Raw genomic sequence first — 24,423 nt, forward strand, 5'->3', positions numbered from 1 at the left:
GTGATTAATCATCATCCATATTACCCATTTGGTATCATCCCCCTCGAGTAATCGTATAAAAAGCATTGTTTATGCATCAATAACAATTAATCGACCTGCCATGCCCATCGCCGATGAGCACAGATGTCCACGCAACAAGATGGAACGGTCAGGTCCGGCAATGATATTTATCTGGGAGTGATGTCCGTGGGTTCACACAACAAGCTATTCAGGCCGGGCCTCGCCGCCCTGCTACTGACCACCCTGCTGAGCACCGGCAGTTGGGCACAGGCCGATGAGGCCAAGGGCAAGATCGAGGCTCGCAGCGAGCTGTTTGCCAAGGATCACGCCGATCAGTTCAACAGCTGGGAGTCGACCAGCGAGAGCCGGGAGCGCACCGACGCCCTGGCCGAGGATCCCCAGATGGTGGTGCTCTGGGCCGGCTACCCCTTCTCCAAGGATTACAACAAGCCGCGCGGTCACTTCTACGCCCTGACCGACGTGCGGGAAAGCCTGCGCACCGGTGCCCCCAAGACCGCCGAGGATGGCCCCCTGCCCATGGCGTGCTGGAGCTGCAAGGGACCGGACGTCGCCCGCGTCATCGATGAGAAGGGCGAGGATGGCTACTTCAAGGGGATGTGGGCCAAGGGTGGCCCCGAGATCGTCAACACCATCGGCTGCGCCGACTGCCATGACACCGCCTCGAAGGAGTTCAAGGAGGGCAAACCCGCCCTGCACCTCTCCCGTCCCTATGCCGACAGAGCCATGACCGCCATCGACAAGCCGTTCAAGCAGCAGGGTCGCTTCGATCAGCAGTCCCAGGTGTGCGGCCAGTGCCACGTGGAGTACTACTTCAACGGCCCCACCAAGGCGGTGAAATTCCCCTGGGACAAGGGCACCACGGTCGAGCAGATGGAAGAGTACTACGACGAGATCGGTTTCTCCGACTGGGTCCATGCCCTCTCCAAGACCCCCATGCTCAAGGCACAACACCCCGAATACGAGACCTGGCGCGCCGGCATCCACGGCCAGAACAACGTCGCCTGCGTCGACTGCCACATGCCCAAGGTGCAGAACGAGCAGGGCAAGGTCTACACGGATCACAAGGTGGGTAACCCCTTCGATCGCTTCGAGCAGACCTGCCGCAACTGCCACACCCAGAGCAAGGAGATGCTGCAAGGGGTCGTCAAGCAGCGCAAGGATGCGGTGACCGAGATCAAGCTCAAGGTCGAGAAGCAGCTGGTGCATGCCCACTTCGAGGCCAAGGCGGCCTGGGATGCCGGCGCCACCGAGGCCGAGATGAAGGACATCCTGCAGGACATCCGTCACGCCCAATGGCGCTGGGACTTCTCCATCGCCTCCCACGGGGTGCAGATGCACGCCCCGGAAGTGGCGCTGCGCATGCTGGGCACCGCCCTGGACAAGGCCGCCGATGCCCGCACCAAGCTGGCCCGTCTGCTGGCCGCCAAGGGGATCAGCCACGAGATCGCCATTCCTGACATCTCCACCAAGGAGAAGGCCCAGGCCGCCCTCGGCATGGACATGAAGCAGATGAATGCCGACAAGGCCCAGTTCCTCAAGACCACAGTCCCTGCCTGGGAAGCCGAGGCCAAGGCGGCCGGACGGCTCGCACAGTAACGAGGCCTGCGGGCCCGCAAGCCGGGCCCGCAGCTGGATGGAGGCTTCCTATGGGTGATTTAACGATGGATTTCTTACGATTGATGCTGATGGCAGCCATGCTGCTCACCAGCCTGCAGGGCCAGGCCGCGGACAGCGCCGCCGCCCCGGCCGCACTGCCCCAGACACATGAAGTGGAGTTCTTGCGCAACCCCGACAAGGCCTGCACCGACTGCCACAAGGAGCAGCAGGAGGGCATGCACGGCAAGCATGGCCAGGCGACCAACCCCAACAACCTGGCGCCTGTGACCTGCACCAACTGTCACGGCAACCCCTCCCCCCAGCACCGGGAAGGGGTCAAGGATGTGATGCGCTTCAGCGACAGCTTCAATGAGAAGCAAGGTGACAATGGCTATCCCATCGCGGAGCAGAACGGGGTCTGCATGAGCTGCCACGAGCCCAAACCGCTGCGCGAGGCGCTCTGGGCCCACGATGTGCACGCCAGCAAGCTCAGCTGCACCAGCTGTCATGCTCTGCACCCGGCCAAGGAGCCCATGGTGGGCATCCCGGAAAAATCCCGCATCAAGCTCTGCGTCGACTGCCACAGCAAGCAGCATGAAGCCAAGGCGGCCGGCCTGCAGGTCAATGCGGGCAAGGAGGCACCATGAGCTGCTCTCGCCGTCAGTTTATGGCTGGCATGGGAGCGGGTGCGCTGATCATGATGACGGGCCCTGCTCGCGCCAACGCCGGCACCCTCGCCCACAGCCAGACCATAGACGGGGTGCGTTACGGCATGCTGCACGACGAGACGGCCTGCATCGGCTGCACCGCCTGCATGGATGCCTGCCGGGAGGTGAACCAGGTGCCACAGGGGGTCTCGCGCCTCGAGATCCTCCGCACCGGCCCCGTCGGCGAGTTTCCCGACGCCGACTACCACTTCTTTCGCAAGTCCTGCCAGCACTGTGACAACGCCCCCTGCGTGCACGTCTGTCCGACCGGCGCCTCCCACATTCGTGTGGAGGACGGCATCGTCGACGTGAACCCGGATCTCTGCGTCGGCTGCATGTATTGCCTGGCGGCCTGCCCCTATCAGGTGCGCTTCATCAACCCGGTGACCCGGGTCGCCGACAAGTGCGACTTCTGCCGCAAGACCAACCTGGCCCAGGGCAAGGAGCCCGCCTGCGTGGCCTCCTGTCCCACCAGGGCGCTGGTGTTCGGCAATCTGGATGATCCCGACAGCCCGATTGCAAAACGGCTGGTGAAGGAGACCACCTATCGCTACAAGCAGGCGCTCGGCACTTCGCCCAAGATGTACCGCGTGCCCAAAGGGGAGATCAAGTCATGACAATGCAAGCCGCATTTCACTTCCCCTCGCTGGTATGGGACTGGCCAATCGCCATCTACCTGTTCCTGCTCGGTATCTCCGCCGGGGCCACCAGCCTCTCGGTGCTGCTGCGCAGGAAAGGGGCCGGCAGCGAGAGCGGCATCATCAAGGCGACCGCCCTGTTGGCGCCGCTGTGCGTGATGCTGGGGCTGTTGATCCTCATCTTCCACCTGGCCCGCCCCTGGACCTTCTGGAAGCTGATGTTCCACTACCAGTTCGACTCCGTGATGTCGATGGGGGTCATGCTGTTCCAGCTCTACATGGCGGTGCTGTTCGCCTGGCTAGGGGTGGTGTTCAGGGCCGAGATCGAGGCGTTGCGCGGGCGCTTGTTCAAGCAGAAGTTCGCCTTCGTGGACGGTCTGATAGGCCTGCTGGCCCGGGTCGAGCGGTTGCTGGCACCGCTGCTGTTGCTGCTGGCGGTGCTGCTCGGTGCCTATACCGGCTTCCTGCTCTCCGCCCTCAAAACCTATCCGCTGCTGAACAACCCTGTGTTGCCGGTGCTGTTCCTGGTGTCCGGCATCGGCTCGGGGATAGCCGCCACCATCCTGCTGGCGGTAACGCTCTTTAAAGAGGATCACCACAGTGCGGGGGTGCACTTCGTGCATCGCTTCGAGCGCCCGCTGCTGGCGGTGGAGATACTGCTGCTGATCTGCTTCTTCACCGGCCTCTATTTTGGCGGTGGTCAGAAGGAGGTGGCCATGTGGGCCGCCATCGGCGGCGGCTTCTGGTCCCAGGTGTTCTGGGTCGGGGTGGTCGGCATCGGCATGCTGTTGCCCCAGTTGCTCGGCCTGCTCACCCCGGCCCCATTGCGGGAGAGGCGCGGCCACCTGGTACTGGTCTGCAGCCTGACCCTGCTCGGCGTTTTGCTGTTGCGCTACTTCGTGCTCTATGCCGGCCAGATGACGGTGGTATAAGGAAAAACCACAAGCGCCAGTCGCCCCGGGCGGCTGGCGCTTGTTCATTGTTGAAGCCCCGCGGTTTCTGGTCATGCCACAGCCTCTGTCACCTCAGACGGCGGATGCGGCATGACCTGATTGGATTCTGGATGTTGGAGGTTGTGTGCTGGCCGAGCTGGGCTATCTCTCACTGTTATTGGCGACGGCGCTGTCTCTGGTGCAAGGCACCCTGCCCTGGCTGGGGCTGAGGCTCGCCTCGCGCCCGCTGCTCGGCTGCGCCAAACCGCTGGCGCTGCTCAATGCCGCCCTGCTCGGGGCGGCGCTGGGGCTGCTCGCCATCGGTTTTGGTCAAAACGACTTCACCCTGGTGTATGTGGCCCAGCACGCCAACAGCGCCCTGCCCATGGGCTTCAAGCTCGCGGCCGTGTGGGGCGGCCACGAGGGCTCCATGCTGTTCTTCGTGTTTGCGCTGGCGCTTTGGGGCGCCTTGGTGGCGCTCTGCTCGACGCGGGTTGATCCGCTGATCAGCGTGCGGGTGCTGGCCATCATGGGGCTCATCGTCGGGCTGTTCGGCCTATACACCCTCGCCTTCTCCAGCCCGTTCGATCGGCAGTTCCCGGGGCCGCTGGAGGGACGCGATCTCAATCCCATGCTGCAGGACATCGGCCTCATCGTGCATCCGCCCCTGCTCTACCTCGGTTACGTGGGTTTCGCGGTCAACTTCGCCTTCGCCATGGCGGCGCTGCACTCGGGCCGGCTGGATGGCGCCGTCGCCCACTGGAGCCGCCCCTGGGCACTCGGCTCCTGGGTGTTTCTCACCGCCGGCATAGTGCTTGGCTCCTGGTGGGCCTATTACGAGCTCGGCTGGGGCGGCTGGTGGTTCTGGGATCCGGTGGAGAATGCCTCCCTGCTGCCCTGGCTGCTCGGCACCGCCCTGCTGCATGCCCTCGTGGTCTGCGAGAAACGCGGCGCCTACGGCCACGGCGTGCTGCTGCTCTCCATCTTCACCTTCTCCCTGAGCCTGCTCGGCACCTTCGTGGTGCGCTCCGGGGTGCTCACCTCGGTGCATGCCTTCGCGGTGGATCCCAACCGCGGCCTGACCCTGCTGCTGTTGCTCGGCCTGCTACTCACCACGGCGCTCACCCTGTTTGCGCTGCGGGCCGATACCCGTGCCCCCTACGCCCGCTTCGGTTTCTGGTCAAAGGAGGGGCTGCTCGGCGCCGCCGTCCTGCTGCTCTGCGTGGCCTGTGCCAGCGTGCTGCTCGGCACCTTCTACCCCATGGTGTTCAAGTCGCTGCACCTGGGCTCGCTCTCGGTGGGCGCCCCCTATTTCAATGCCATCTTCGTGCCGCTGGCGCTGGTGCTGATGGCGCTGATGACCCAGATCCCGCGCCTGCGCTGGCAGGGACTGAAGGCCAGCACCCCCATCAAGACCTTGTTGCCACTGCTGCTGGGCATGCTGGGGGGCGGCCTGCTCAGCCTCGGTTATCGCGAGCAGGGAGCGCTCAGCTGGACTGGCCTCGCCGCCAATGTGGTCAGCCTCTGGCTGCTGGCGAGCCTGCTGCTCAACTTCCCTTTCAAGTCGGGCGCCCTGAGTGCCGTCCGGCTGGGGAGCCTGCTGGCCCACCTCGGGGTGGCGGTGTGCGCCCTCGGCATCAATCAGGTGAGCCACCACAGCCAGGAGGGGGGCACAGTGCTCAAGCCGGGCAGCCCTTACTCGCTCGGTGCCTATGAGTTTCGTTATGAGGGGAGCGAGCCGCTGCTCGGCCCCAACTACACCGCCGAGCGCATCACCCTCAGCGTGCACCAGGAGGGCAAGGAGGTGGCCCGGCTGCAGCCGGAGCGGCGCCACTACAGCGTGCGCACCATGAACATGAACGAGCCCGGCATCGCCTGGGGCCTGTTTGGCGATCTCTACGTGGTGCTGGGGGAGAAGATGGGACCGGACGCTTATGCCATGCGCCTGCACCACAAGCCGCTGGTGCGCTGGATCTGGCTGGGGGGCCTGCTGATGATGGCGGGCGGCGCCCTGCGTTTGCTGGGTCGCCGCCCGTTGCTCGTGGCCCAATGTCCCTCCGCCAGCCAGGCATGCAATATCTCGCCGGGCCAAACCCGCCAACCCGAGGAGGCACAATGAGCCGGCTACGCCTCTTTATCCCTCTGCTGCTGACCCTGGGCCTCGGCACCCTGCTCTGGCTCGGGCTGGGCAACGATCCCTACGGCCAGGACGAGGCGACCCTGGGCCGCCGCCTGCCCGACTGGCAGAGCGCGGATCTGTTTGGCGGTGATCCCATCCACACCCAGGCCCTCAAGGGGGAACCCTTCGTGCTCAACGTCTGGGCCAGCTGGTGCCCCAACTGCCGCGCCGAACACCCGCTGCTGGCCGAGCTGGTGGGCACAGTGCCGCTCTATGGCCTCAACTACAGAGACAAGGGGGACGCGGCCCGTACCTGGCTGAAGGCGGCAGGCAACCCCTATAACGCCGTGCTGGCGGATCCGGACGGCAAGTTGGCGCTGGAGCTCGGCGTCTATGGCACCCCTGAGACCTATCTATTCGATGCGGACGGCACCCTGCTCAGCCGTCACACCGGCGAGCTGACCTGGGAGATCTGGCAGCGCCAGTTTGTACCGCTGTTGGCTCAAGCCCAGGCCAAGGCCCGCACCGGGGCTCAACGCCGGACCAACCCAGCGGAGGCTACCCCATGAGACGCGGCGCCATCCCCCGCTTCCTCGGCGCCTGGCTGGGCCCCCTCTCTCTGACTGCCCTGCTCCTTGGCATCAGCCTGACGGCCCTGGCCAGCGGGGTCGATACCTATCAATTCCGCCACCCCGAATTGCAGAGCCGCGCCCAGGAGCTGGCCCGCGCCCTGCGCTGCCCCCAGTGCCAGAACCAGAACCTGGTGGAGTCCAACTCCCCCATCGCCCGGGATCTGCGGCTCGAGGTCTACCGCTGGGTGGACGAGGGGCAGAGCGACGAGCAGGTGATCGCCCGCATGACGGCCCGCTTCGGCGACTTCGTGCGCTACGATCCCCCCCTCAAGGCCGGCACGGCGCTGCTCTGGGCCGGCCCGCTGCTGCTGTTGCTGCTGGCGCTGCTGCTCCTGCGCCGTAGCCTGCGGCGCAGGCACCAGGCGCGGGCACCCTTGCTCGGTTATCAGCCGCAGGGGGCTCCCGCCCAGGATCCCAGGGCCGAGCTCAATCGGCTGATCATGGTGGAGCAGCAGGCCGGACTGGCCCCGCACTCGCGCCTCCATCGGGAGCTGGAGCAGGCGCGGCTCGCCAATGCCACCCCAGCTGCCGAGCAAGCCTTGCGGGCCAGACTCGCAGACTCGGGCCCCCTCAGGCCCCTGCCCTGGCTGCTGCTGGGCATGGTGCTGCTGGCGCTGGTCATCGGTTTCTATGCCAGCACAGGCCGCTATCAGGCCTGGCAGGCCTATCAGTCGCGCCCCGATTCCCTGGCGGGGCTGAGCCCCCGCGACTTGCAGGACAAGGAGCTCGGCGCCCTGCACCGGCGGCTGCAAGACAACCCCCGGGATCTCGATGGCTGGGCCGAGCTAGGTCAGCTCTACCTTTATCGGGACGAATACGAGGACGCCTGGCTCGCCTATCAGCGGCTCGCCCTGCTGGAAGAGGGCGCCAGCGCCGCCACCCTGGCCGCCCAGGCCACGGTGCGCTACTACCAGGCGGGCCAGCGGCTCACCCCGGAGGCCAGCCGCCTGCTCGATGCCTCGCTCGCCCTCGACAGCGGCGAAGTGAGCGCCCTGATGCTGCTCGCCTCCGATCACTTCCTGCACGGCCGCTACGGCGACGCCATCGCCCTGTGGCAGCGGCTGCTTGATGGCGAGCGCCCCCGTATCAACCGGGCCGCCCTTATTCAGGCCATCCAGACCGCCCGCATCATGGGGGGATAATCGAATTGGGAGATGCGGATGCAGAAGATGGCGCAAGCACATCGATCAAATCCATAATGCACACCCTGGTTGAGCAACCCCAAGGTGCCCACATGATCCCCATTCGCTGTCACGCCGTTGCCGGTGTGGCGCTATCTGAAATCGATGGCCAGACCAAGATGCTGCTGATGAACAGGGTCAAGGGCGGCTTCTGGTGCCATGTGGCGGGTACGGTCGAGGCGGGGGAAACCGGCTGGCAGACCATAGTGCGCGAATTTGGCGAGGAGACTGGTATCGCGGTCTCCGAGCTGTATAACGGCCAATATCTGGAGCAGTTTTACGAGGCGGCCTCGAATACTGTGATGGTGGTGCCGGTCTTCGTGGTCTATTGCCCACCCAACCAGCAGGTGCGGCTCAACGACGAGCACACCGAGTATCGCTGGTGCACCCTGACCGAGGCCAAGACGCTGGTAAGCTTTCCCGGCCAGAAGGCGCTCTATGACCACGTCTGGCACTGCTTCGTGGCCAGCCGCCCCTCGGCGCTGATGAAGGTCAACATAGACCCATAACCCCGAGTGCCGGCGGTCATGTCTGCCCTGTGCGGCATCTCTAGCCCCATATCATAGAAGCAAGGAGATGCCTCCATCCTAGGACAGTTGGCATGTCCTCTGGTCATGGTTTTTCAATCCCGGATGACATTCAGGGACCTGGCTGGGGATAAGGCGACAGGGGGCGTAAAAAGAGTGGTAACGGATGGCCATAACAGGCATATAGTGCACCGCCATGGCGGTGAAAACCCGGGGTCATCAGACCCATCCATGGCCCTGTATTGCCGAATGGGATGGCGCCGTAGTCGCCAGGCGGCTTATTTCAAGACGCGCCACCCCATAAAAATGAAAAAAGGGAACTTTTGGCATTGTGAAGCGTCAGTTCCCGTCATATAACTTAGCCAAATATCCCTGTGAGTCGTAGTAGAGCCCAATCATGAACCTTCGCCCTTTTCTTCCTGTGCTGCTCGGTGCCTTCCTGCTTCCCGTCAGCATGGAAAGCGCCCATGCCAATCCATTTTCTGCGACCTCCTCCTCCACCAACAGCCTGATCCAGACACGCAACAACCTCTCATTGAGTTCGGATGCGTTCGTGGTTGCCAACTCCCGCACCGGCGAGATCCTGGCCGAGCGCAACGCCGACCGGGTAATGCCGATCGCCTCCATCACCAAGCTGATGACGGCGCTGGTGGTGCTGGACGGCAATCAACGCCTCGCCGACCCCATCACGGTCACCATGGACGATGTGGACAGGATCAAGGGCACCGGCTCGCGCCTGGCCATCGGTTCGCGCCTGAGCCGTGCCGACATGCTGCACATCGCCCTGATGTCGTCGGAGAACCGCGCCGCCTCGGCCCTGGCGAGGCACTACCCGGGTGGCCGCCGCGCCTTTGTCGAGGCGATGAACGCCAAGGCCCGCATGCTCGGCATGTGGGACACCCACTTCGCCGACAGCACGGGGCTCAATCCGCGCAACGTCTCCAGCGCCCACGATCTCGCCAAGCTGGCGGCCACCGCCTCCAGCTACCCGCTGATCCGCCAGTACACCTCCACCGAACACAGGCTGGTGCGCAACGGCAAACGCCAGATGCAATACCACAACTCCAACCGGCTGGTGCGGGAGGGCAACTGGCCCATTCTGGTCTCCAAGACCGGCTATATCCGCGAGGCGGGCCGTTGCCTGGTGATGGGCACCACCGTCAGCAACGAACCCGTGATCATGGTGCTGCTGCACGCAGATACCACAGCCGAGCGGGTCGCCGATGCCAAGCGGATCAAGACCTGGCTGGAGACTTCTGGCCGCATGACCCTGACCGCCCAATCCACGCCGCAGACCAAGCTCTTCTCGGCGCCCTAAGCCCTCAGACTCCCCGCCAACACCGCAGGCCATCCGCCTGCGGTGTTTTGTTATCGGCTCGCCAGGCGGTCGCCCTCAGCCGGCGCCCGGCGGGGTCGCCTGCATTGGCCGATCTCGGCATGCCTCTCCCCCGTTTTTCCTCAGCATCAAACATCAACGAAACATGAACAGCCATGATGAAACACTAGCGTTGAATGTTAAGGCGGTGATAAATCACATTTTCAAGCCATCGGATTTGCCGATCCCGCTGCCGATGATAACGTGATAGGCAACCGGCGATCTCGGCTCGCAGTCGGCGAGGTTGCAGCAGGATTCAACATGCACAAAGGATGATGTGATGAAGATTGTCGTATTGGGTGGCGGGGTGATTGGGGTGACCAGCGCCTGGTATCTGGCCAGGGCGGGTCATCAGGTGACCCTGCTGGAGCGACAAAGCGGGGTTGCGCTCGAAACCAGCCATGCCAATGCGGGCCAGATCTCCCCCGGCTACGCCTCCCCCTGGGCGGCGCCCGGCATCCCGCTCAAGGCGGCGAAATGGCTGCTGCAGAAGCATGCCCCCTTCACGGTCAGGCCCACCTCGGATCCCTTCCAGCTCAGCTGGATGCTGAAGATGTTCGCCAACTGCACCCCGGCGGCCTATGCCACCAACAAGGGGCGCATGGTGCGCCTCGCCGAGTACAGTCGTGACTGCATGAAGCAACTGCGCGATGAGCTGGCGCTGGACTATGAGGGGCGCCAGCTCGGCACCCTGCAGCTGTTTCGCAGCGCGGCGCAGCTGGAGGCCAGCAAGCGGGACATCGCCGTGCTGGAAGAGTACGGCGTCCCCTATCAGGCGCTCGATGCCGACGGCTGCGAAGGGGCCGAGCCGGCCCTGGCCCGGGTGCGCGGCAAGATAGTCGGCGGTCTGCGGCTGCCCGGCGATGAGACCGGCGACTGCTTCCGCTTCACCCAGGCACTGGCGGCCGAGGCGCAACGGTTGGGTGTGGAGTTTGTCTTCAACTGCGCCATCGACGAGGTCGAGCTGGCGGCGGGTCGGGCCGTGGCGGTGCGGGCCGGTGAGCGACGCTGGCAGGCCGATGCCATCGTCTGCGCCCTCGGCAGCTACGGCACCGGCTTGTTGCGCCCGCTCGGGATAGCGCTGCCCGTCTACCCGGTCAAGGGCTACTCCCTCACCCTGCCGATGATCGATGCCGAGGCGGCGCCGCGCAGCACAGTGCTGGACGAAACCTACAAGGTCGCCATCACCCGCTTCGATGAGCGGATCCGGGTCGGCGGCATGGCCGAGCTCAGCGGCTTCAACCTGGCGCTCAATCCCAAGCGCCACGACACCCTGGCCATGGTGGTCAGGGATCTCTTCCCCGACGGTGGCGATCTCGCCCGGGCCGAATTCTGGACCGGGCTGCGCCCCATGACGCCGGACGGCACCCCGCTGGTGGGCCCCAGCCCCATACCAGGGCTCTGGCTCAACACCGGCCACGGCACCCTGGGCTGGACCATGGCGGCGGGCTCGGGTCAGCTGCTGGCGGATCTCATCGGGGGCAAGGTGCCCGCCATCAGTGACGAGGGGCTGACCCTGGCACGCTATGGCTGAGCCCCTGGCGGCCCCCCACAGAGGCCATGACGCCTTATGCAAGAGGGAGTGCCTGGCACTCCCTCTTGTCATCCCGCCCATTCTGCTCCTTCAAGCTCCCCTCGCCGTCAGCCCGGGCAGCGACTGCCAGACCCGCTCGGGATCGGGCTCCTCGATAGCCGCCGCCACCAGCCGCTCACTCCAGCCGCGATGCAGCAGCCAGACCCGCTGCCCCAGCGCTCCCTGCTCCTTGGCGTACTGCTTCACCACGTCCGCCGTCCGGTAGAAGTAGCGCACCAGCACCTCCAGTTCGGGATCGGGCCAGCGGCAACCGAAATGACGCAGCCGCTCGGACCAGAACGCAATCTGACCCCGCTCGTGCTCCTGCTCAACCTCGTGCAGAGCCGGGATCAGATCCATCGCCTGCCAGAGCGCGCCATAACCGACGAAGCGGCTGTCCAGCGCGTCCAGCGCCTGATCCAGCAGTTGCAGGGTCTGCGGCCAGCTATGGGCCTGCTGCCGGATCTCCTCCTGCGCCTGACACACCGCCGCCAGCCAGTCCATGGCGAGCCGGCAGATGATGGCCTCCTTGTTCGGGAACAGGTGATAGAGCGACTTGATGCCCACCCCGGCGCGGGCGGCGATGGCATTGGTGTTGAGGGCCGCAAACCCCTGCTCCTGCAAGAGTGCCAGGGTGGCCTGCTCGATGCGAGTCACGACCTCCTGGCTACGTTGCTGCCTAGGTTGGCGCCGCATGCACAGCGCGCTCGGCAATGAATGATCCGGCATTGGCTTCCCTACTCCATGGCGACTGGTTGTCATAACTACATGATGAGACAAGCTAAACACAAGTCAAAAAAAAGTGCAGTAATTACTGGCATTTTTCAGAATAGCTGCAATAAACATAAGTGCTCATATATGCAGTAAAAACTGCAATTAACTAAAGGAGAGCATGCAATGGATAGCAAACAGACCAGATTCAGGCTGAGTGTCGCCGCCATGTTGGTGGGCGGCCTGCTCGGCTGCCAGCAGGACAGCAGTGAGCCCCCGCAGGAAAATACCCTCTATCTCAACGGCAAGATCCACACCCAGGACGGGCAGCGCAGCCAGGCCGAGGCCATGGTGGTCAGCGACGGCAAGTTTACTTACGTGGGCTCCCGCGAGGGGGCCGAGGCCCTCAAGACCAGCGCCACCAAGGTGGTGGATCTGAACGGCAAGATGGTGCTGCCGGGCCTGCACGACAACCATATCCACCTGCTCGGCACCGTGGCACTGGACATGTGCGATCTCGACGGCCAGAGCATCGATCTGGACCAGCTGGCCGCCAAGGTCAAGGAGTGCCTGCCCCGTTATGCACCGAAACCCGGTGACTGGCTGGTGATCAATCAGTGGTCCCCCTACGATGGCAACACCCCGACCCCGAGCTATGCCACCCTGCTGGCGACCCTGGATGCCATGGCGCCGGACAATCCGGTGATGCTGGCCGGGGTCGACGGCCACGCCGGTGCCTACAACTCCCGGGCGCTGGCGTTGGCCCAGGACAAGGATGGCAATGTCGTCGGCCTCAACACCACCACCCTGGCGCCGGGCGGCGTGTTCGCTGAGTTCATTCCCTATGTGGACCTGACCAGCGGGGTGATCCGGGACGCGGCCCGCAGCGCCATTCCGGTGCCCGACAGCGGTGTGCTGAGCGCCAGCGGCGATCAGGCCGCCGCCCAATACGACAAGATCCTGCCCGCCATCTCCGAGCTGATGGCCTCTCGCGGCATCACCGGGGTACAGGATGCCTGCTCCTCCGACTTCATCCGCCAGCGACTGCTCAACATGGAGGCGCAGGATCTGCTGCACATGCGCGTCACCGCAGCCACCTGCTTCCACGACGATGATTTCAGCGGCAAGCTCGATCTCGCCGGCCACCTGGCCAAGGCCAAAGAAGTCAGGGAGAGCTTCGCCGAGGATCCGCTGATCAAGGCCGACGCGGTCAAGATCTTCCTCGATGGCGTGATCGAAGGGGATCCCTTCACGGACCCCGTCTTCCTGCCCAATGCCGGCATGCTGGAGAATTACCACCGTCCCCATCTGGCCATGGATCCCGACAGTGCCGAGGTCACCATCACCGCCGACAGCGAGGACGCCGGCAGCAACGGCATCGTCAACTACAGGGATGCGGATCTGAAGCGCTACGTCGGCGCCCTCGACGAGGCGGGCTTCAGCATCCACATGCACAGCATCGGCGATCGCAGCACCCGGATGGCGCTGGATGCACTCGAGGCGGCCCGCGCCAGCAACGGCGATCACGGCATTCCCCACACCCTGGCTCACTTGCAGGTGGTTCATCCCGACGATCAGAAGCGCCTTGGCGATCTCGGGCTCTATCTCACCTTCACCTACGCCTGGACCACGCCCCAGCTCGCCTACGACATGCTGGTCAGCCCCTTCATCCAGCCGACCAAGGTGGGACAAAGCTTGAGCGAGGCGATCTACGATCCCCTTGGCTATCTGCATGAGGCCCTCTATCCGGTCGAGAGCACCCGCAAGGCCGGCGCCGTGCTGGTGGCGGGCAGCGACGCACCGGTGGACAGCCGGGATCCCCGCCCCTTCGAGAACATGGCCGCCGGCATCATGAAGGCGGCGGATGGCAAGGATGACTATCGTGCCAACCAGCGCATCTCCCTCTCCGAGATGCTGGCCGCCTACACCATCAACGGCGCCAAGGCGGTTCGCCAGGGGGACATCACCGGCTCCATCGAGGTGGGCAAGTCGGCGGACTTCATCGTGCTCGATCGGGATCTGTTCGCCCTGGTCAACGCCGGGACGCCGGAGCAGATTGCAGAAACTCAAGTCGAGCGGACGGTGTTCCAGGGGGAGACGGTCTACGGCACCCAGTGACCCAAAACGAAACGGGCCCCGCGAGGGGCCCGTTGCTTATGTGCCGGAGGAGGCGGCCTCATCGACCAAGCCGGGCTGCAGGGCCAGGGTAAAGAGGGCGGCCACCATGTCCGACTGGGTCAGGATCCCCACCAAGCGTTCCCCGTCCATCACCGGCATGTGGTGCAGCCCGCCATCGGAGAAGGCCGCCACCAGATCGTAGAGCGGCTGATAGCGCCGGGCCGTGCGCACCTCCCGGGTCATCAGATCCCCCACCCTATGTTGCTCGAAGCAGGCGGCCGCCCTCGGCAGCTGTCGCTCCCGGTCGATCATGAGATCGTGCAGGGTGAGGATGCCGACCAGCTGCTGCGCCTCATCGACCACCGGCAGCGCCTTGACCCTGTGCCGGGAAAGCAGTTCCCATGCCGCCATGGCCGACGCCTCCGGCGAGGTGACGATGAGATCCCGCGACATCACATCCTGACAGCGTACCGTGCCCACCCGCTCGCGCAGGGCGTGCAGTTGCGCCTCCTGCAGCAGCTCCTGCAGATCCTGGCGGCTGATGTCGAGCAGCTCGCCGTGCTTCTCCAGGGCGAAGTCGATGTCCGTGGCCTGGGTCGCCAGCCGGGCGCTCGGCTCGGGATCCGCCGTCTGGTGGCGGTTGGGGGCCGCCTTGCCGCCATTGGGGTAACGGCGCCCCAGCAGGCGGTTGTAGAGCAGCCCCAGGCCCAGCAGCAGCACCGAGTTGATCAGCACAGGCAACAGCACATAACCCAGCCCGAGCTGGCGGATCCCCTCACCACCGATGACGGCGGTCAGCGCCACGGCCCCGCCGGGGGGATGCAGGCTGCGGGTGAGGAACATGGCCGCGATGGCCAGCATCACCGCCAGCGCCGCGGCGAGCGCCGGATCCGGGATCAGGCTGGCACTCACCACCCCCATCAACGCCGAGACTCCGTTGCCCACGACGATGGACCAGGGCTGGGCCAGCGGGCTGGCCGGGGCGGCGAACAGCAACACGGCGGAGGCGCCCATGGGGGCGATCAGCCAGTGGGCATCTATCCCCAGCGCCCACTGACATAGCCAGCCGGTGCCGAGCAACCCGAGGAAGGCGCCAAGGGCGCCGTAACCACACTCTTTGAGGCCGGTATTGGTCGATACCGGAAAAAAATCCCTGAACTGCATCCTGCTCCCGCCGTCGATAACATCTATTTAAAATGCGCAATTTTAGCGAGAAGCCGTGGCAAAAGGCCAGCCCGTCGTGCGCGGCATTGCATGAAGGCTGCAAAGCCCGCCCTGCCCCACATGCTGGCCTCCTCGTCTCGGCCCCTCGCCTCTGCGCCTTAGGATCAAAAAAGAGGGAAGGCCTTGGCCTTCCCTCCCTCGTTTATCCCATCGGCTCTGGTGCTGGCGCCTATGCTCCCCGGCGCCTGCCGACTCAGGCCAGCTCGGTGCGCAGCGCCCTGGTGGCATCGACCATGACTTTCAGCGCCGCCTCCGTCTCTTCCCAGCCGCGAGTCTTGAGGCCGCAGTCCGGGTTGACCCAGAGCCGGTCGGCCGGGATCTGTCTGGCCGCCTTGCGGATCAAGTCTTCGATCCAGCCCTGGCTCGGCACGTTCGGTGAGTGGATGTCGTAGACACCTGGCCCGATCTCGTTGGGGTAGTTGAAGCGCTCGAACGCCTCGAGCAGCTGCATCTGGCTACGGCTGGTCTCTATGGTGATCACATCCGCATCCAGCGCCGCCACCGCCTCTATGATGAGGTTGAAGTCGCTGTAACACATGTGGGTGTGGATCTGGGTGCTGTCCACCACAGGGCTGGCGCTCAGGCGGAAGGCGCGCACCGCCCAGTCCAGGTAGGCCTGATGATCCTGCTTGCGCAGGGGCAGCCCCTCACGGATGGCCGGCTCGTCGATCTGGATGATCTTGATGCCGGCGGCTTCGAGATCCGCCACCTCGTCGCGAATGGCCAGCCCAATCTGCAGGGCGGACTGCTCGCGGCTCACGTCTTCCCGCGGGAAGGACCAGCAGAGGATGGTCACGGGGCCGGTCAGCATGCCCTTGACCGGCTTGTCGGTCAGGCTCTGGGCGTACTGGGTCCATGCCAGCGTCATGGGGGTCGGGCGGTCGATGTCACGGGTGATCACCGGCGGCTTGACACAGCGCGAGCCGTAGCTCTGCACCCAGCCGAAGCGGGTGATGGCAAAGCCGTCCAGCAGCTCGCCGAAATACTCCACCATGTCGTTGCGCTCGGCCTCGCCGTGCACCAGCACGTCCAACCCTATGGCTTCCTGGCGCAGGATGGCATCCTTGATCTGGGCCTGGATGCCCGTCTCGTAGGCCTGGTCGTCGATGCGACCGGCCCGCCAATCCTGGCGCAGCACCCGGATCTCCGAGGTCTGCGGGAAGGAGCCTATGGTGGTGGTGGGCAGCAGCGGCAGCTTGAGATCCGCTCGCTGAGCCTCGGCCCGCAGCGGATAGGCGCTTTGGCGGTCGAAGTCGCTGTTGGTAAGGCTGGCCAGGCGCGACTGCACCGCCTTCTTGTGCACCCTGTTGTCGGACTCCCGATCGACGATGGGTTGGCTGTAAGCCGCAATATTGGTCAGATCGCCGCCATCCAACTCTTTGCTGTCCAAATAAGCCGCCAGCAGGCCCAGCTCGTAGCACTTCTGCAGGGCGAAGGCGAACCAGCTGCGGGTCTGGGCGTCCAGCTCATGCTCCAGGGTCAAGTCCACCGGGCTGTGCAGCAGGGAGCAGGAAGAGGCGACCCAGAGCCGCTCGCCGAGCTTGGCTTTCAATGCTTTGAGCGTCGGCGCCAGCTTGGCCAGGTTGGCACGCCAGACGTTGCGGCCGTTGATCACCCCGGCGGAGAGGACCCACTGGGCCGGCAAGTGCGGGACGAGCGTCTCCAGCTGCTCGGGGGCAGCCACCAGATCCAGGTGCAGGCCATCCACCTTCAGGCTGGTGATGATGTCGCGCTGATGGGCCACGGAGCCAAAGTAAGTGGTGAGCAGCAGCTTGCAGGGGCCGGCGAGGCGCTCATAAGCGTTGATATAGGCCAGGCGCCACTCGTCCGGTAGATCCAGCGCCAGCGCCGGCTCGTCGATCTGCACCCACTCCACCCCCTGGGCGGCGAGTTTGGCCAGGATCTCCTGATAGACGATCAGCAGGCGGTCCAGCAGCTCGAGGCGGGAAAAGCCGCTCTCTTTCTCCTTGCCGAGCCACAGATAGGAGACGGGCCCCAGCAGCACGGCCTTGACCGGCAGCCCCAGCGCCTTGGCCTCGTTCACCTCGTCAAACAGCTGGCTCCAGCCCAGCTTGAAGCGCTGATCCCGGCTGAACTCGGGCACCAGATAGTGATAGTTGGTGTTGAACCACTTGGTCATCTCGGCGGCGGCGGCGGTGGGGCCTGTGGGGGCGCGGCCACGGGCCACCCGGAACAGGGTATCGAGGTTGGTGTCGCCATGGCGATGACGCTCGGGGATGGCGTCCACCAGCAGGCTGGTGCCGAGCACCTGATCGTACCAGGCGAAATCCCCCACCGGCAGCAGGTTGACCCCGGCTTGCTGCTGTGCCTGCCAGTGGCGCTCACGCAGGCTCTTGCCGGTGGCGATGAGTTCCGCCTGGCTGGTTTCGCCACGCCAGTAGGATTCGAGGGCAAATTTCAGCTCGCGCTTGGCGCCGACACGGGGGAAGCCCAGGGTATGTGCTCGGGTCATAGGTCCAATTCCTTATGCTCATTCATCTGATGGGAAACTGGATGATTTAGCCATCCAGATGTTTACACATCTAGAATGGCGAGATAAGGTGGCCCTGGCTATTGAATCCTCTTCAACTGGCCCTCAAGAAATCCTCAACTGACGCTCAAGCCCATCTTAGCCCGATAGAGAAGGGAACCTGCGACGGAGCTGAGAGAGGATCTGCAACCGCTGCAACAAGGAGTCATGCATGGCAGTGCCCGGTAATTCGACTATCGATATCAAACACTTGAAGACGATCACCGCACTGGCCGAGCAGGGATCCCTGGCGGGCGCGGCGCTCGTTCTCAACCTCACCCAGTCCGCCCTCTCCCACCAGCTGAAAGAGCTGGAGACCCGCCTCAACCTGGAGCTGTTCCTGCGCAAGAGCCGGCCGCTGGTGCTGACGGCGGCGGGCCAGCAACTGCTGGGCCTGGCCCGTCAGGTACTGCCCGCCCTGGCCCAGACCGAGCGCCAGCTGCAGGCCCTGCACAGCGGCGATGCGGGCCGGCTGCACCTGGCGCTCGATTGCCACAGCTGCATCCAGTGGCTGCTGCCGCTGTTGCCCGATTTTCGCCGCCAGTGGCCCGGCGTGGCGCTGGAGGTAGAGTCGGTGCCCGGTTTCGATGCGATCAATGCCCTGCTCGGCGGCCAGCTCGACTTGCTGCTCACCTCGGACGTGCAGGCGCGCGGGGATCTGCACTTCGAGCCGCTGTTCGCCTTCGATCTCACCCTGGTGATGGCCCCCGATCACCCCCTCTGCCATCAGACGCAGATAGTGCCGACCGATCTGCGGCAGGAGGTGCTGTTGGTCTACCCGGTGGAGCGCAGCCGCATGGACGTGTTCAGCCGCTTCCTGCAGCCGGCCGGGGTGGAGCCCGCCCGCTGCAAGCCGGTGGACAACACCTCCGTCATGCTGCAGATGGCCGCCGCCGGGCTGGGGGTCGCCGCCCTGCCGCGCTGGGCCAGCGAGGAGTTCGTGCGTCAGGGGCTGCTGGAGGCCCGCCCGCTGGGCCAGGGGGTACGCCGCCATATGTATGGGGCCGTGCGCGCCGCCGACAAGGATCAGGCCTGCCTGCAGAGCCTGTTCGAGCGCATTCGCAGCAAGATGGGCGCCTGACTCAGGACATAAAGCAAAGGCCGCCCAAGGGCGGCCCGCTCAACCGTTCAATCCTTTATTCCTGCGCGTGCGCCACCCCATCGCCACAGCGGGCCTGAGGATCCTGCTGCCTTGGGCAGTTGTCGCACAGGCTGCCGTCGCTGCGCTTGTGGTGCAGGCAGCAGCGCTGGCGCACATAGCCGGGAGCGGCGCTCGCCCCACCGGCCGGATCCGCCGCCAGGCGCCAACCCGCCAGATGCTCGGCCGGCAGGCCGCAGGCGGCCAGCCAGAGCGGCGCATGGGCCGCGACCTGTTCGCGGCTCACCTCGTCGAAGAAATCCGGCACCCGCACCAGGGCCGCCAGCAGATCGTCCGCCAAGAGCGGACGCACGAAGCCGGGCCTCAGTCGCTGCCCGCTGGCCATCGCCTCGAACAACGCCTGCCAATGACGGCGCAGCCGCCTGCCCGCCGCCTCGATCAGCACCTCCCGCTCGCCCCTGATCATGGGCTCCAGTGGCAGACTGAAACCCGACACCAGCCCTGCGCCATAGCCCAGCCCCATCCGATCCAGGGCGGGCACGGCGCCGACCCGATAGACGGCGACCATGGCCAGATAGATGGACTGCCAGCAGAGCATGCCCCAGCTGCGGGTCAGCCAGTAGGCAGGGCCTGCCTCCGGGTGTGCCAGCCGCCAGTGATCGTGCAGCGCCAGCGTCACCGCGCCGGGGGCCATGTCGGCACCCGCCATCGCCAACAGCGGCATCTCCCCGGCCACCAGCCGCCCCTTGAGGGAGGGAATGAGCTGCACGGCGGCGGCGAACAGGGCATCGTGCTCCGCCTGGTAACGGGCCTGTCGATGGGCGGTCAGACCGCCGAACCCCGGCGGCGTGCTGCCAGAGGAGCCGCCACGCGCCGGCATCCCGTGATGAGAGGGCCCCGGCGTCTGGCCGGGGCGAAGGCTTAGAATACGTATTTGAGTCGAGCCTCCACGTTACGCTCGGCGCCGAACCAGCAGTTGTTCTGGTCGTAGCAGGAGTAGTAGGTCTTGTTGAACAGGTTGCTAGCGCTGAGGGAGGCCCCTACCCCCTTCAGGCTCGCGCTGAGGGCGGCGAGATCATAGGAGGCGGACATGTCCATCAGCACATAATCCGGCACTGTGTCGGTGTTGGCGGCATCGAGCTGGGCCTCCCCCACGTAGCGCAGGCCGGCGCCGATGCGCATCCCCTGCAGGCTGCCGCCCGCCTGGTAGTTGCTCCAGAGCGACGCCATCTGCTTGGGTACCCAGACCGGGGTCTTGCCCTGCAAGTCTGTGGTGTCCCTGGTGATCTCCATGTCCTGGCGGGTATAGCTCAGCGCCAGATCCAGGTTATTGGTGAGATCGGCCCGCCCCTCCAGCTCGATCCCCTTGGAGACGATCTCGCCGGTCTGCAGCTTGGGCCCGTAGATGTTGTCCGGATCCGTCACCAGGGCGTTCTCCTTGGTGATGTGGAAGGCGGCCACGGTGAAGGTCTTGCTCATATCCTCGGAGAGGAACTTGAGCCCCCCCTCCCACTGCTGACCGGTGGAGGGGTCGAAGGCCTTGCCGCTCTTGTCCGCCCCCGGCACCGGCTCGAAGCTCTCGGCATAGCTGACGTAGGGCGAGAAGCCGTAATCGAGCTCGTAGAGGGCGCCGAGGCGGAAGGAGAGATTGTCCTGATCGATCCGGGCGAGGGACTGGCTGGCGGCGCCCTGGTAGAGGGTGTCGCTGTCGGTGTCCATCCGATAGCTGTCATAACGGGCGCCGCCGATGGCCACCAGCCGGTCCAGACGCACCTGATCCTGCAGATAGACGCCGGTCTGGGACTGGCGAATAGTCTTTTTATCCTGATAAGGGAAGCTCAGGGAGTCCGGCACTATCTGGTCGTGGTTCGGGTTGAAGATATCGATGGGGGGCGCCGAGTAGTCGAGCGTGTCCTGGTAGAGGATGTGCGCATCCAGATACTGGTAGTCGAGCCCGAGCAACAGGTTGTGCTGGGCCGCGCCGGTCTGCAGCTTGCCCGCCAGCTGGTTGTCGATGACGAAGCCTCTCGAGTCTTCATCCGTCAGGTAGGCGTTGCGGGCCAGGGTGCGGTTGTCCGCCGCCAGCGGCGCGTTGTAGGTGTTGCGCTGATAGGCGGAGGCGTCCATGTAGCGGGCGTTTTGCAGCACCTGCCAGTTGTCGCTGAAGTCGTGGCTCAGCTTGTAGCCGAGCAGGGTCACGTCCCGGTTGTACTCATTCCAGTTCTCGTCGCCGAGGAAGGTATCGCTGCCCAGCTGCCCCAGGGGGTTGCTCTTGACCGAGCCGCTGGCCGGCACCGTGGTATAGATACCCGCCTCCGGGTCTTTCTGGTAGTAGAGGTTCAGGTTGAGCAGGGTGCGCTCGCCGAGCTGCCAGTCCAGGGAGGGCGCAAACACGTAGCGCTCCTCTTCCGAGGTCACCGCCTGTCCCTCCTTCTGGCGGGCCAGCCCCACCACGCGGTAGGCGAGCTGCTCATTGATGGCGCCGGTGCTGTCGAGGCTCATCTCCTTGAGGGTGCCGGTCCCCGTGGCCAGGCTGACGCTGTGCTTGGCTTCCCGCTGCGGGCGCTTGGCGATCAGGTTGACCATGCCGCCGGGCGGCATACTGCCGTACAGCACCGAGGTCGGCCCCTTGAACACCTCCAGCTGCTCGATGGCCACCGGATCTATCTGGGGTTGCAGGTTCCACTCGTTGTACTGCAGCAGCAGGCCGTCATAGAAATTCTGGTAGTTGTCAAAGCCGCGGATGTTGAACAGATCCAGCCGGTTGACCGCCCCACCGCGCAGCTCGGTGTTGACCCCCGGCACGTAGCGCAGCGCCTCGCTCACCGAACTGACGCCCCGCTGCTCCAGGGTCTCGCTGTCCACCACCGAGATGGCCTGGGGCGTCTCGATGGGGTCGAGCTGGGTCTTGGTCGCGGTGTTGCGATAGGTCTGACCCAGCACGATCAGGGTCTCGTCGACCGCGCCCTCCTGGGACTCCAGGGGGGCGGCGGCCAGTGCTGAGCCTGCCAACAGGGCGGAAATGGTCGCGGCGACCACGGTCAATGGGGGGTGAACAAGTTGCATCTGATCCTCGACTGCCTACTGCATGTGAATAGTAACAAATCTCATTTGCATTTTATTGTTCTATTTTGCCCCTGAATTAACAATTTGGGGCATGTTGGCAGGCAGAGAGGGGAAAAACGGACGAGAACAGTCTCAGTCGACAACATGTTGCGTCGATGAGAAAGGGCTATGAATTCAAATGGCTATCTTTTCTGAGGGCTGGCGTTTATTGGGTTTGTTATCAACGGTGCGGCGGCGTGCCTATGCCCCGAGTGGATGTAGCTAATGGGGGTGCCAGGACTCAATCCTGGCAGGGGGCGATGGGCAGCCAGTACTCCATGCGGGCATCGGCCTGCTGGCCATCGAAATGGGGGTCGTAGCGCTCCAGCTCGAAGCCATCCAGCCCCCGGTAACAGGAGGCGGGCAGCCAGTGCAGGATGAACCAGTTGAGGGTCTCCGCCAGCCGCGCTATGGGACCCACGTGGCTGAGCACCGCATACTCCTGGGGCGGCACCGTCAGACGGGCCAGCCCCGCCGGCAAGGTCGTCCCCTCCTCGACCGCCACCCCCGCCCAGTAAGGCAGCGACGCCCCCGCCCCCGACACATCCACCACCCCGAGCCAGTCGCTGGCGGCGGGCAGACCGCTGGCCTCCCGCACGGCACGCCAGATGGCGGGCACCGTCTGCTGAAAATCGGGCTCGTCGGCGAACAGGCCGCGGATCTGCCCCTTGATCCCCTGCAGGGTGAAGCCAGGCCGGCTCTCGACCCGCACCTGTACCAGTCTGGGCATGCTCGCGAGCGGCATGGGTGCCCGCACCAGGGGAGTGCGCAGCCCCAGCCGCACGCCGCGCTTGCGGTAGGCCAGCGGCGAGCAGCCAAACTGCTGCTTGAAGGCGCGGCTGAAGCTCACCTCGGAGCCGAAGCCGTAGATCAGCGCCAGATCCAGCACCCGCTGCCGACTCGAGAGCAGGGCCTCAGCCGCCAGGCTCAGCTTGAGCTCGCGCACATAGTGGGCCACCGTCAGCCCGGTCTCGTGCAGGAACACCCGCTGCAGCTGCCAGCGGGACCAGCAGCTCTGCTCGGCCAGCTGCTCCAGCGACAGCGGCTCATCCAGATGCCCGTGGATGTAGTCGAGCACCCGCTCGATGCGGGTGAAGTGGGAGCGGGCCAGGGGCACAGAGCCCGGCAAAACGGGGTGAGCGGATGTCATGATGGGTTCGGATCTCTGCCGGCACGGGCAGTGGCTGTCCAGGTGGGCCCATTAAACATGGCCGTGGTGCCGGCGGCAAGCCTTCTGCCGACACGGCCAGCCATGAAGGGGCTCTGCCGCCCCCCACGGACTTGGTCGTTCAGGGCGATAGCCGTCCCCAGCCGCAGTGCGCTCCCTGCTCTATCCCGCAGACTCATAGCGGGCGGGATGAGGCGGTGCCCTGCCCCTCGGCGAAGTGGCTGCGCAGGGCATCGATCACCCGCCGCACCTTCTCCGGGATCTCCCGCTGGGGGGTGATGGCGTGGATCTCCATCGGCGCCACCCGGTAGCCGGGCAGCAGCTCCAGCAGGCGGCCAAGGGCCAGATCCTCGGCGATCTCCCCCTCGGGTTGCAGCGACACCCCCTGCCCCGCCAGGGTGAACTGGCGCAGCGGCAAGACGTTGTTGCACAGCACCCGCGGCTTGGGCTTGACCCTGTGCCCCTGCCCCTTCTCATCGAACAGGGTCAGCCCCCCGCTCTGCATCTCCGCCGCCAGCCAGTCGTGGGCCAGCAGATCCGCCGGGCTGCGCGGGCTGCCCTTGCGCGCCAGATAGGCGGGCGAGGCGCACAGCAGCATGCGGGTCTGCCCCAGTCTGCGCGCCACCAGGCTGGAGTCGGACAGGCTGCCGACCCGCAGCGCCACGTCGATGCGATCCTTGATGAGATCCCGCTTCTCGTCGTCGGCGATGATCTGGATGCAGAGGCCGGGATGGGCCTGCAACAGCGGCGACAGGGCCCGGGCCAGCGGCTGGCCCGCCATCCCCACCGGCGCTGTGATACGCACCTCGCCGAGCAGGCTGTCGCGCACCTCCGAGAGCCGCAGCTCGGTCTGGTTCAGGGTCTGCTGCAGGGACTGGCATCCCTGCCACACCACCTCCCCCGCCTCGGTCAGGTTGAGCCGACGGGTGGAGCGATGCAGCAGGCTGAGGCCGAGCAGGCTCTCCAGCTGACTGATGTGCTGGCTGACGGCGGAGGGGGTCATGCCGAGGGCCTTGGCGGCCCCCGTCATGCTGCCCGCCTCCACCACGGCGGCGAAGATGGCGTAGCGTCTGAGCTGTTCCATTATTAAATCCAGCTTACAAGTGAATGCATTTTATGATGGATTATTAAATCATATCCGGGGGCGTAGGATGAGCTCATTCCAAC

The 24,423-nt window shown here is 65.1% G+C and carries 19 protein-coding genes; 12 read left to right on the plus strand and 7 right to left on the minus strand.

Annotated features, from left to right (window positions below):
- Window positions 1–180 precede the first annotated feature (180 nt).
- From nrfA to AACW18_RS12790, 10 genes are all read left to right on the plus strand, one after another.
- Window positions 181–1,617: an ammonia-forming nitrite reductase cytochrome c552 subunit gene (nrfA, locus tag AACW18_RS12745; RefSeq protein ID WP_218389005.1), complete on the plus strand. Its 1,437-nt coding sequence runs from the start codon at window positions 181–183 to the stop codon at window positions 1,615–1,617.
- Window positions 1,618–1,667: 50 nt separating this feature from the next.
- Window positions 1,668–2,264 (plus strand): cytochrome c nitrite reductase pentaheme subunit, encoded by a 597-nt coding sequence (nrfB, locus tag AACW18_RS12750; RefSeq protein WP_042652316.1) that lies wholly within the window; start codon window positions 1,668–1,670, stop codon window positions 2,262–2,264.
- The gene (locus AACW18_RS12755; protein WP_218388871.1) at window positions 2,261–2,941 is read left to right on the plus strand and encodes a 4Fe-4S dicluster domain-containing protein; all 681 of its coding nucleotides are present in this window, start codon (window positions 2,261–2,263) and stop codon (window positions 2,939–2,941) included. Before nrfB ends, AACW18_RS12755 begins: the two co-directional genes overlap by 4 nt.
- A complete protein-coding gene (gene nrfD, locus AACW18_RS12760; RefSeq protein WP_218388872.1) occupies window positions 2,938–3,894 on the plus strand; it encodes a cytochrome c nitrite reductase subunit NrfD in 957 nt (318 codons plus the stop codon). The genes AACW18_RS12755 and nrfD overlap by 4 nt, the downstream gene beginning before the upstream one ends.
- Before the next feature lie 145 nt (window positions 3,895–4,039).
- The gene (gene nrfE, locus AACW18_RS12765) at window positions 4,040–6,013 is read left to right on the plus strand and encodes a heme lyase NrfEFG subunit NrfE (protein WP_218388873.1); all 1,974 of its coding nucleotides are present in this window, start codon (window positions 4,040–4,042) and stop codon (window positions 6,011–6,013) included.
- On the plus strand, window positions 6,010–6,582 hold the full coding sequence (locus tag AACW18_RS12770) for a DsbE family thiol:disulfide interchange protein (RefSeq protein ID WP_218329026.1): 573 nt from the start codon (window positions 6,010–6,012) through the stop codon (window positions 6,580–6,582). Before nrfE ends, AACW18_RS12770 begins: the two co-directional genes overlap by 4 nt.
- Entirely contained in the window at window positions 6,579–7,787 is a 1,209-nt protein-coding gene (gene nrfF, locus AACW18_RS12775) for a heme lyase NrfEFG subunit NrfF (RefSeq protein WP_218388874.1), read from the plus strand. The genes AACW18_RS12770 and nrfF overlap by 4 nt, the downstream gene beginning before the upstream one ends.
- 92 nt (window positions 7,788–7,879) lie before the next feature.
- Entirely contained in the window at window positions 7,880–8,335 is a 456-nt protein-coding gene (locus AACW18_RS12780) for an NUDIX hydrolase (protein ID WP_218388875.1), read from the plus strand.
- 415 nt (window positions 8,336–8,750) lie between these two features.
- Window positions 8,751–9,671: a D-alanyl-D-alanine endopeptidase gene (gene pbpG, locus AACW18_RS12785; RefSeq protein ID WP_042652322.1), complete on the plus strand. Its 921-nt coding sequence runs from the start codon at window positions 8,751–8,753 to the stop codon at window positions 9,669–9,671.
- Window positions 9,672–10,008: 337 nt separating this feature from the next.
- The gene (locus AACW18_RS12790) at window positions 10,009–11,262 is read left to right on the plus strand and encodes a D-amino acid dehydrogenase (RefSeq protein ID WP_042652323.1); all 1,254 of its coding nucleotides are present in this window, start codon (window positions 10,009–10,011) and stop codon (window positions 11,260–11,262) included.
- A 90-nt stretch (window positions 11,263–11,352) separates the two neighbouring features.
- Here the strand turns inward: AACW18_RS12790 and AACW18_RS12795 are convergent, their stop codons facing one another.
- A complete protein-coding gene (locus AACW18_RS12795; protein ID WP_218388876.1) occupies window positions 11,353–12,030 on the minus strand; it encodes a TetR/AcrR family transcriptional regulator in 678 nt (225 codons plus the stop codon).
- 168 nt (window positions 12,031–12,198) lie between these two features.
- Between AACW18_RS12795 and AACW18_RS12800 the strand changes: the two genes are divergently transcribed.
- A complete protein-coding gene (locus tag AACW18_RS12800; RefSeq protein WP_218388877.1) occupies window positions 12,199–14,130 on the plus strand; it encodes an amidohydrolase in 1,932 nt (643 codons plus the stop codon).
- Between the two features lie 36 nt (window positions 14,131–14,166).
- Here AACW18_RS12800 and AACW18_RS12805 read toward each other — a convergent pair whose 3' ends face one another.
- Complete coding sequence (locus AACW18_RS12805) at window positions 14,167–15,294, minus strand: HPP family protein (RefSeq protein ID WP_218388878.1); 1,128 nt, start codon at window positions 15,292–15,294, stop codon at window positions 14,167–14,169.
- A gap of 253 nt (window positions 15,295–15,547) precedes the next feature.
- Window positions 15,548–17,827: a 5-methyltetrahydropteroyltriglutamate--homocysteine S-methyltransferase gene (metE, locus tag AACW18_RS12810; RefSeq protein ID WP_218388879.1), complete on the minus strand. Its 2,280-nt coding sequence runs from the start codon at window positions 17,825–17,827 to the stop codon at window positions 15,548–15,550.
- A 229-nt stretch (window positions 17,828–18,056) separates the two neighbouring features.
- Between metE and AACW18_RS12815 the strand changes: the two genes are divergently transcribed.
- On the plus strand, window positions 18,057–18,965 hold the full coding sequence (locus tag AACW18_RS12815) for a LysR substrate-binding domain-containing protein (protein WP_218291244.1): 909 nt from the start codon (window positions 18,057–18,059) through the stop codon (window positions 18,963–18,965).
- A 55-nt stretch (window positions 18,966–19,020) separates the two neighbouring features.
- On the opposite strand, the gene AACW18_RS12820 is transcribed toward AACW18_RS12815, so the two are convergent.
- From AACW18_RS12820 to AACW18_RS12835, 4 genes are all read right to left on the minus strand, one after another.
- Window positions 19,021–19,863, minus strand: coding sequence for a siderophore ferric iron reductase (locus AACW18_RS12820; protein WP_256351874.1), 843 nt, complete (start codon window positions 19,861–19,863; stop codon window positions 19,021–19,023).
- A 41-nt stretch (window positions 19,864–19,904) separates the two neighbouring features.
- The gene (locus tag AACW18_RS12825; RefSeq protein WP_218388880.1) at window positions 19,905–22,049 is read right to left on the minus strand and encodes a TonB-dependent siderophore receptor; all 2,145 of its coding nucleotides are present in this window, start codon (window positions 22,047–22,049) and stop codon (window positions 19,905–19,907) included.
- 280 nt (window positions 22,050–22,329) lie between these two features.
- Window positions 22,330–23,238, minus strand: coding sequence for a helix-turn-helix domain-containing protein (locus tag AACW18_RS12830; protein ID WP_218388881.1), 909 nt, complete (start codon window positions 23,236–23,238; stop codon window positions 22,330–22,332).
- A gap of 193 nt (window positions 23,239–23,431) precedes the next feature.
- On the minus strand, window positions 23,432–24,340 hold the full coding sequence (locus AACW18_RS12835; protein WP_218329037.1) for a LysR family transcriptional regulator: 909 nt from the start codon (window positions 24,338–24,340) through the stop codon (window positions 23,432–23,434).
- Between the last annotated feature and the right edge of the window lie 83 nt (window positions 24,341–24,423).

Source organism: Aeromonas sp. sia0103, from assembly GCF_963895295.1.
Lineage (GTDB): Bacteria > Pseudomonadota > Gammaproteobacteria > Enterobacterales > Aeromonadaceae > Aeromonas > Aeromonas encheleia.